Genomic DNA, 9653 nt, shown 5'->3' on the forward strand with positions numbered 1-9653 from the left:
GGCGACCGGAGCGTTGCGGCTGTCCCTGACGAGCCGGGACGGTACGAGATCCGCGCATGTACCGGGTCCTGGTGATGGTTACCCCTCCTGAGCAACGAGGCCAGGCACACCTCTGACGGAGGTGCGCCGTAGGGCCTCAGCGACCCCACAGATCTAGTCTGGGGCTGCCCGAACGCTGTAGGGAAAAGGTGTTTGTGCTGGTCAGAGGTGGTCCGATGGTGGTTTCTGCGAGTCTTCACGAGTTATCGCGTTGTCATCATGAGTCTCTGGTTGTTTTCGTTAGGCTCAGATGGTCACGAGCTGGGGAGGGACACGTGGCGAAGATCTTGCGGATGCCGTCCGAGCGTGATCTGCCGCAGGGGGCACGACGCGACTTCGTGGAAGAGCTGTGGGACTACTACCGCCGGGCGGGCCGCCCGACGCTCCAGGAGATCGCCGATGCGATCTCAGCTGACTACGACGCCTTCACTGCGAGCAAGGAGACGATCCGCCGGGCCATGCTCGGCAAGACGGTGCCAATCGACGGGGACGTCGCCGACGCCCTCTTCGAGGTGTTCTGCAAACGCTCCAAGACCGATCCGAACGAGGACCGGTGGCCGGACTCGATGGACGGATCTGAGCCACGTCGAGACTGGTGGCGCAGTCTGTGGTCTCGGGCGCTGGAAGAGGCGCCACCTACACCGGTTGGGCCGGGGAGCACCAGCGGCTGGGGAAGCGGCGGCGGGTGGGGGACATCCGCCGCCCGCTCCTCGGCGGCTGTGGAGGAGCCTCCGTTCTGACCTCCCGGCCAGGTGGGCGGCAGCCCCGCCTCGAGGCGGCTCCCGGAACGAGTGCTGGACGGGGCCGGCCCGGAGCCTCGGTACGCCGGCACAGTCCCGGTGCCCGCGGTGCGACCGTGGGTGTCCGGCGACGGCGGCGAATAGTTCGGTCTGCTGCTGCGGCGACAATCGGCCCCACCACGCCCGCGCCGTCTCCAGGTCCTGGCGCTCCCGCGCCTCGCGCTCGGCCCGTTCCCGGGCCAGACGCGCCTCGCGCTCCACCCGCCCCCGCTCGCAGCGGGCATCCTCCTCCGCCCACCGCCGCCGTGCCTCCTCAAGGCGCAGACGCGCCTCCTCTTCTCGCTCCAGTCGTCGACGCTCAGCCTCCTCGGCCTTCCGCGCCCGCCTCTGCTCCTCCAACCGCTCCGTCCGCGCGGCCTCCTGACGCTGCCGCATCACCTCGTGCTTGCCTTGGTCAGCGATCGACTTCCGCACGGTGAGTGCCTCTGCTCAGCACTGCAGCAGGGGCCACCGGATGTCCAGACGCGATCGACTGCGTCGGATCAGCGCTGCTGGATCACATGAAGTCGGAGTCGGGTTCCCAGTCGTCATCCACCTCTTCTTCTGTGCGCAGTGAATGGCCTTTCATGCCCGCGAGCTCCAGTTCCGGGCCGGTCAGCGTGAGCTTGCAGACCCGGCACCCGAAGAAGCGCGGAAGGAACCAGATATCCCCGTACTCCCCGTCTTTGTCGCGCCCGCTGACGAGGGCGGGACTTTCGCACGCTGGACACTGCGTGGGAATGTACAGGTACCACCGGCTGGGCAACGGCGCCGCCGACAGACCCGCGATCACGGCCGCTTTTTCGCTGTCTGTCATGCGTTCCGTCAGCTTTGCGAAGGTCTCCTGCGCCCGTCGGATCTTCACCTCGTAGCGCAGCTTCAGCTCGGACGTTGCCTTTTCTACGAGGTTCTTGCTTGCCTCGTAATGATTCTCCCAGAACCGGCTCGGCTCCTTCTCCAGAGCAGGCAGCAAGGAGTCGATGTACGTGACACCGGCTGCCAGTAGCTCCCTGCACTCGCTAGAGGCACGCCCCCATCCCATGTGAGTGATGCCGTTGCGGGCGTCTCGCAACGTAGCGAGATGCGCTGGCGGTTTGACGTTCTGCACCTTCGCGAGTCTCGTCACGGCTTCCGCACCGCCGACGGTTCGGAGACTCGCGCGCCCCTTTTCCACCTTGTCTTCCTGGCCACCGAGTACCAGCAGATCTTCTACGGAAGGTCTGACGTCGGCCAGCAACGTGAGCGCGATGGAGGCCAGACACCCCTTGGCCAGATGTTCGACAGCCACAGCCATGTGATGGACTGCGAAGTCCTGATCCACCGGCTCCTCGAAGTAGGCGTCGAGGGCTGTCCGAGCCCATCGCTGTGCAGAGCGCACCAGCTCATCACGGATCTCATCCTGGTTCATCGAAGAACCGTAATCCGCTTGGCGCTCGGTGGACGGCGCTCGGTGAGTTGTCGAGTAAGGCCGATGGGGTCGGCCAGCGGCCCGCGGTTCTCACGCCCACTCCATGCCCAGTGCGGCGAGGGCGGCGAGCTGGTCGGCGGTGAGTTTGTCGCGGCGGCTTTTGGTGTTGGAGACCCATACGCCCAGCTTCACGGCCACTGGTTCCGCCTGGCCGTCGACGGTGATCTGCTCGCTGTGTGTCCTGGGTACGGGCCGGTCCGCGCCTTCCCGCTCTACCCATTGCGTGAGGGCCGTCAGGCCCCGCTGGAACGCGTGTGCGGCCTTGCCCGCTCCCTTTGCCGCGCCTCTGGCCGCCGGGGCGGGAGACGGGGCCGTAGGGGGTTGCATGCCCAGTGCGGTCAGCCGTTCCTGCTGTTCGGTGGACAGCTGCTTCCAGGTGCCGGGTTCTTGCTGCCGCCATCGCCATTTGCCGATGTCGTCGCCGTCCCAGATCACACCCGGTGCGAGGTAGGGCAGGCCGCCCTCGTCTTCGACGATGTCGGCGAGGACCCGGTACTGGCGCTGCCAGTCCAGTGGCCAGGGGCAGTTCCAGTCGGGGTCGATCGCCGCGAGCTGCGCGGCGCGGACGGCGGCCCGCTCGGGGTCTTTGCCGAGGCCGCCTTTGCGGCGGAGGTTGGCGATGTGCTGCCCGATGGGCACCATCGCCTCGCCCTCGCCCCACACGGCGTCCTGGCGGGGGGCGAGGTGCCCGGTGGCCCGCCGGTAGGAGCGCAGTACAGCGAGTTTGTTCTCCCACGCCTCCTGGCCGGGCTCCCAGACCATCCCGGCCTCGGGCGCGTCGAGCAGTTCCTTGCGGCGCGGTTCCAGCTCCCCGGCCCGCAGCGCCTTGCGCTGTTGGTGCACCCACCTGCCCAGCGGGAAGTCCGTCGTCACGCCGACCTCGGTCTCGGTGTCGTACGGCACGGCGTACAGGCCGGTGATCTCGTGCTCTTTCCGCCAGCGGATGAGGGCCTGGTAACCCTCCAGCCACACCAGCGATTCGGGCCGGTAGACGCGGGTCCGCAGGAACGCGGCGATGGTGGCCGCGTCCCTGGGGGAGGAGAAGTGCAGCAGCGCGGATTCGGCGGCGGCCTGGGTGTCGTCCTGCTCCTGGTCCTGGCCGTCGCCCTCGCCGCCGGCCCCGGTGATCCGGCCGTCCTGGTCACGGTGCACGTGGACCTTGCGCTTGCCACTGGTGAGGGCGCGGGAGGCGAGCTGCTCGACCAGGCGCTCATCGTGGCTGCGGAGCCCCTGGAGGACCGCCACGAGCGGGCGAAAACTGGCGGAGGCGACCATGTCGCCGGGGTCCTCCCCGGGCTCGAGGAAACACGGCACGATGATCCTCGCCGTCTTCGTGCTGCCGTCGCGGTTGAGCCGCAGCGCCCGGCCGATGTTCTGCACGATTTCCACTTGGGAGCCGCGGGTGTCGGCGAAGACGATCGCCTCGACACCCCGCTCGCCCGTGATGTCGACGCCTTCCCCGAGCACGCGAACGGACGCGAGGAACGCGCGGTGGACGCGCCGGCTGCTGGCGTCGATGCCGTTGGCGAACTGCCGCAGCACCTCCCGACGCTCGGCCACCAGGTGGTCGCCGCACAGCCACGCCGCCCAGACCCGGTCCGGGGGTACATGGCGGCCGGGCTCCAGGTCGTAGAGCTCCGCGCCGATCGACGACGCGGGCAGCTTCTTGACCTTCTTGTCGGTCTCCGCCAGCTCTTCAGGCGTCATCTCGGTGGCGTAGAGCTCCGCGGCGGTCTCGGGCAGCCTCGTAGCGAACGCGGCCGCTTCCTCCACCCGCTGGTGGAACGTCATGACGGTGCGCAGGTTGTGCGCTGCGGCGTGCTCCAGTAGCGCGGTCTGCAGCAGCGCCAGGCGCCGGCCGCGCAGCGCCTCCTCCGACAGCCCGAGGATCGGCGCGGGGTCGCGGATCTCCAGCACGTCGATCTCGAACCCCGCCAGGACGCCTTTCTCGATCGCCTCCGACAGCCCGAGCTCCGCGCCGGGCAGCCAGGCCCCGAAGGTGCCGTCGGGGTCGTCGGCCATCGACGCGATCTCCAGCTCCTGGCCGTCCGCGCCGTTCTGCGGCCGGGCCGCGGCCAGGATGCGCGGGGTCGCGGTGAGGTAGAGGCGGTAGTCGGCGGGGATGCGGGCGTTGTCGTGGATCGCCGCCCACGGGCGCCCCAGGTCGCCGGCGGTGCCGTGGGCTTCGTCGACGATGGCGAGGTCGAAGCCGTCCATGCGCTGCCCGTAGAGGCGGTCTCCCCCCGCCAGGGCGGCCTCCAGCGGCCCGCGCACCTTCCGGCGGCCGGTCATGTCCTCCGGGTCCTCGCGGTCCACCAGGGAGGCGTACGTGGCGAACGCCACCAGCGGTCCGGATCCGGCCCACAGGGCGAGCTGGATCGGGTTGGTGGTGGTGCGCACCCCCAGCTCGGCCAGGACCGCATCGCCTTCGAGGGAGCACACAGCGACCATGGGGGAGCGGTGGCCGACCGCCCGCCACGCCTGGGCGGTCTGCACCAGCAGGTCCAGGGTCGGCACCGTGACCAAGATCCGGCCGTTCGGGAAGCACTCCAGAGCGCTCGCGGCCGCCATGATCGTCTTGCCGGAGCCCGTCGCGGACACGATCGTCCCCCGCGCCCCTCGGACAGAAGCAGACGATCTTGCAGGAAATCCCACCCACGCCCGGACACTTTCCTTCTGAGCTACTTGATGCGAGCGGAGGCTGATCACGAGTATTCAGTCCTCCCTCTTCCGCAAGAAAAGCAGGTTTCTCCACCACGAGCCCAACGAGACCCGGGCGCCTTCAGGAGCAGGAGGCAGGGGGTACCTGGCGATCCCGCCACACGCTGGCAACTCGTCCTCGAAGTCGCAGGCCGCCAGAGCCTTGAAGCCCCCACGCCACAATGCCTCGAGCACAGCCGCGACGGCCTCCACCACATCAGCTGCCGGTGCTGCCGACGCCTCGCACTCCAGCACAGTCGGCCATTCAAGGAAGTCGAAGGGATGAGCCTTCCTGCCCGTGGCGTGGCCGTTGCGCGCGCCGTACACCCGCACCGGCCCCACCGTCAGATGCTGCTCCGCACCCTGGACGCCCATCAGATCCTGGAGCCGGGCGATGACCCTCGAACTGCCCTCCGCATCCACATAGACCGCAGCATCCGCATATGAGCAGTCCGGGGCAGGAGCTGAAGATGTCCGATCACCGACCATGAGGATCTCCTCAGAACTAACAATCTCCAGTAGGGCTGTCCCCTATTTCTGCCAACTTTACATGCTGCATCATCTGATGCACCCGCGAACCCGCCGCTGGCTGCTGATGACCCGCCACATGCCATGGGGCCGAGGGAGACGCCGACCAAGCCGAGACGGAGTGCCGGCCAGGCCACCTGCACGCCCATACTGCGGCTGATCCGACTGCGTCGTGTTGTGACGACTCCGCAGCTACATGTCCTCCATGGTTATGTCCGGCAATGATGGTGTCGGTATCCCATTCCTGACCCCGTGAGCAGGAGCCGGGTGCGACCGTAGACGCCCGGGACGGGCGGGCACCGGGTGACGTGAGCAGGGACGGAGACTGGCAGTGGGCGATAGCGGTGCGGGGTTCGCGCGGGTGCCGGGGAGCCGGCCGGTGGTCGGCCACTTCTTGCGGTTGCGTCGAGACCCGCTGGGATTCCTGGAGTCGCTGCCGGCATACGGGGACCTGGTGCAGGTGCGGCTCGGTCCCTGGCGGGCATTCGTGGCCTGCCATCCGGAGCTGGCCCATGAGGTACTGACCGACTTCCGGCGGTTCGACCGCACCGGCCCCATCTACGACAAGGTGCGCCAGGGGCGCGGGTCTCGCGACCGCCAGATACCACGATCACCGCCGGCAGCGACTGGTGATGCAACCGGCCTTCCGCCACCAGCACCTGCGCGGCTACGTCGAGGTGATGCGCGAACAGGTGACCGCAGCCACCTCCGACTGGCGGGACGGCCAGGTACTCGACCTCACCGAGGCAATGTTCGAACTGACCACCGGGGTGGCACTCGCCACGCTGTTCTCGTCCCACCTGGACGGACAGCAGGCGCGGGAACTGCGGACCGCCCTCGACGTCTTCCTCAACGGCCTCACCACCCGGGCGGCACTCCCCGGCATCGGCCGACTGCCGACGCCGGGCAACCGCCGCTACACGCGGGCACTCGCACACTGGCAGGCCCAGGTCAGCCGGCTCATCGCGGGCTACGGCGAGCCGGGCACGCGGCAGGACGACCTGATGTCGCGACTGCTGGCAGCCCGGGACGAAGAAGGCCGCGCACTGTCGCACCAAGAGCTCTCCGACCAGGTCGCCGTACTGCTGCTGGCCGGCGGGGAAACAACATCGTCGGCTGTGGTGTGGGCCGTCCACCTACTGTCGGGCCGACCGGACGTCCTCACCGCGGTACGGGCCGAGACGGACGCGGTGCTCGCCGGGCGGGCGGCAGGCTTCGCGGACCTGCCCCAGCTGCAGTTGACCGGCCGGGTCGTGAAGGAGACCCTGCGGCTCTACCCTCCAGGCTGGCTGACACTGCGGACCGCCACACGCAACACCACACTGGGCGGCCGCCACCTGGCCGCGGGCAGCATGGTGCTGGTCAGCCCCTACCTCCTGCACCGCCGGGAGGACTTCCACCACGATGCCGCCCGCTTCGACCCAGATCGCTGGCTCGCAGGCACGCCAGCCACGCGCGGCGCCTACCTGCCTTTCGGTGCGGGCGCCACCAAATGCATCGGAGAGGAGTTCGGACAGGCGGAGGCGACCGTGATCCTGGCGTCCCTGCTGGGCCGTTGGGAGCTGACGCCGATCGGCGGGCCGGTCAAGTGCTCGGCCCGGCTTGTTCTCTCACCGGCATCATTCCCAGTGCGACTTATCGCACGGTCTGCCACCGATTAGTCCACTCCCAGGCGAAGCGACCCACACCTACGCCCCCGCTGTCACGCTATGGGACATGGACCCCGTCCGCGCCCAGGTGGCTCGCTGAGGCTGTACCGAGCCTCCTGCGCGCGTAGTTCCGCGGCCGGAACCGCTTCGCGACTTGTCGAGTCCAAGAGGCGAGGTGAGAGGGGGACGTCATGTCGGGGGACCACAGACGCAGGTCATGGAAGTTGCTCGCGGTACTGGCCGTGACGGCACTAGTCGTGTCAGGCGCCCTGGCGACGCGGCACATCGTTCACACCCCCAAGAGCAGGGGAGTCTGCATGATTGTGCGCAATTGCGGTGACGGCAGGATCTCCCCTCCATGCAAGCCCTGTTAGCCCCAGACTCTCGCCGTCTCCTGCCATGCGGCCGCCATGTGCATCAGGTCCGCTCCACCATCGGTAGAGGAACCACGTGTCTCCGTGCGGCGTCTTCCCGTACCCGAACCCTCGTCAGGTGAAGGTGGTGCCATGAGTGGAAGAAACAGAAGGAATCGAGGGCTATGGCGTGCAGTGACCAATTGCTTCCGCGTGATGACGGGGGGCGTGCGACCGCCCAGTGCAGGGTCAGAGAAGGCCACTCCGGAGCAGATCCGCATGCACGCCGATCTGGACAGCGCCCCTCAGCCCAGAAGTACCGAACCCTCGCATGACCGGTGCGCATGCGGCAGCACTCAACGAAACGGACCGATTTGCAGACTATGCGGTGCGCAGCTTCCTTGACGCCCGCCCCCTCCCTCCTAGCCGGCCCGCTTGACGCCCGCCCCCGCATGGTGGGCACATAAGCCAGGCGCCGCCCGCCGGGTCCCTGGTCGGAGGCCGCGGGGCGTACTGTCTGGCCATGACACATAGGGGTCAGCCCCGGGAGTCGTTCGCAGAGCTGCGGAAGAGTCCCAGAGAGCGGTACGCGGACTGGAGGGGCGACCTGCCGCTCCCGGAACACCTCGTGTCAAAGCGCCGGCCGCTAGACCCGGTACGGGGCGCCGTATTGATGCTGGTGCTTCCGTTCTCGGCCCTGGCGGCTGCCGTCAGTCCCGACGGCTGGCCCTGGTGGCAACGGGTCCTCGCATTCTTGGCTGCGCTTGTCCTCAGCGTCTATCCGACCTTGCTGATCATCGGATACTGGCGCCTGTGGCGCCATCGGACTTCCGGCGGTCCGAGCTGAAGCGGCCCACCTACCGGCCCCCTCTTTAGCCAGCCTGCCTATTGCCCGCCCCGCACGGGCACCGCCGATCGGCACTGTCCGGAACCGATCGGCGGAGGTCACGTCGTCTCGTCGTCAGTGCCCGCGTGTACGGTGCAGAGCAGTGGGCCGGTCGGAGATCGTGAGGGACTCGCGGCCATGGGGGTGGGTTAGTGGGTCGCCTGAGACCCGGCATTTGGGCCAGTCCCCACCCCCATCCATTTCCCCCCTCCTAGCCATCCCGCAGAGGGCCAGCCAGTCGCCCCGCTCCTCCCTCCTAGCCGGCCTGCTTGCTGGTCGCCCCGTACGGGCTGGGCCGAACCCCTATCTCGCCTGCAGCCGGCACGCTGCGCCAGGGCAGAATCCCGGCATGGGAATACAGCAGCCTCCCACCGGCCGTACCGTCCGGCAGCTCCGGCTAGCCCGCCGGACCTACACGGTGAGCACCTTCGTGGTGCTCGTGAACTTCGTACTCGAGCTGGCCAGCGGTGGCACAGCATGGTGGGTCTGGATGGGCGGATTGGCGTTCCTCGCATCCTTGATCACCCTCGTCTTGACATCCCATCAACTCAAGCGCAGCAAAAACCCCCACACGACCCCTCTTCCTAGCCAGCCCGCTCGCCACCTGACCCCACCCGGGCGAGGGGAGCGCCGCCTGGACCCCGAGTGAAGCGAGGTGCCCTGGCCCGTTTGGGGGCGGGCGGAGTCCTGGAGTGATGACCCTCCCGGTGGACCGCTATCGTCCTTCAGTCGTCGATCATCAGGGCGGCTGATCAGAGGAGGGGGCAGACCATGGGACTACTGCAGAGCTGGAGCCGCAACCGCATGACTAAGGGGGCGATAGCGGCGAGGGAGCGGGGAGACAGCGTCTACATCCACACGCTGGCCACGCCCGTGGAGCAGGTGCGAAGCAGCTACATCCGGGCCATCGAGTCCGAGGGCTGGAGCTTGACGGATACGAAGGAGAACCCGCAGACGCCGAAGGAGCGCTGGACACTGACTTTCCAGCTGGCCTCGAGTGAAGCGGCTCCGTCCACAGGCCCGCAGGAGTAGTTGCCAGCAGGGCGTGGAGGGCTCCGCCAGGTCCCGAGCGAAGCGAGGGGCCAGGCCCACAGGCTGGCGGACCCTCAACCCTGGAGCGAAGCGGAGGGGTTGGCCCGGCGAAGCCGGGCCAACCACGCGAAGCGTGGCCACGGCAACCGCGAAGCGGTTGCGGACCGCGAGCGAAGCGAGCGGTCTCGCTTGCACAGCGCGCAGCGCTGTGGTACCCGC

Annotated in this window: 5 protein-coding genes and 1 pseudogene; 3 read left to right on the forward strand and 3 right to left on the reverse strand. The window is 68.4% G+C overall.

Features of this window, described 5'->3' with window-relative positions:
- Positions 1-314: 314 nt before the first annotated feature.
- Complete coding sequence (locus NFU81_RS32135; protein ID WP_251497991.1) at positions 315-779, forward strand: hypothetical protein; 465 nt, start codon at positions 315-317, stop codon at positions 777-779.
- Between the two features lie 556 nt (positions 780-1335).
- Here the strand turns inward: NFU81_RS32135 and NFU81_RS32140 are convergent.
- The 3 genes from NFU81_RS32140 to NFU81_RS32150 all read right to left on the reverse strand — a co-directional run bounded on the left by NFU81_RS32140 (position 1336) and on the right by NFU81_RS32150 (position 5475).
- Positions 1336-2226: a hypothetical protein gene (locus tag NFU81_RS32140; protein ID WP_251497994.1), complete on the reverse strand. Its 891-nt coding sequence runs from the start codon at positions 2224-2226 to the stop codon at positions 1336-1338.
- 90 nt (positions 2227-2316) lie between these two features.
- A complete protein-coding gene (locus NFU81_RS32145) occupies positions 2317-4995 on the reverse strand; it encodes a DEAD/DEAH box helicase (RefSeq protein WP_251497997.1) in 2679 nt (892 codons plus the stop codon).
- Positions 4996-5001: 6 nt separating this feature from the next.
- Positions 5002-5475, reverse strand: a complete 474-nt coding sequence (locus tag NFU81_RS32150; RefSeq protein ID WP_251497999.1) for a hypothetical protein — start codon at positions 5473-5475, stop codon at positions 5002-5004.
- A 620-nt stretch (positions 5476-6095) separates the two neighbouring features.
- On the opposite strand from NFU81_RS32150, the pseudogene NFU81_RS32155 reads away from it, so the two are divergent.
- Both NFU81_RS32155 and NFU81_RS32160 read left to right on the forward strand, forming a co-directional pair.
- Positions 6096-7175: pseudogene (locus tag NFU81_RS32155) on the forward strand (cytochrome P450); the annotation flags it as partial.
- A gap of 1998 nt (positions 7176-9173) precedes the next feature.
- A complete protein-coding gene (locus tag NFU81_RS32160) occupies positions 9174-9434 on the forward strand; it encodes a hypothetical protein (RefSeq protein ID WP_251498017.1) in 261 nt (86 codons plus the stop codon).
- Positions 9435-9653 lie beyond the last annotated feature (219 nt).

Source organism: Actinacidiphila cocklensis (genome assembly GCF_907177275.1).
Taxonomy (GTDB): Bacteria; Actinomycetota; Actinomycetes; order Streptomycetales; family Streptomycetaceae; genus Actinacidiphila; species Actinacidiphila cocklensis.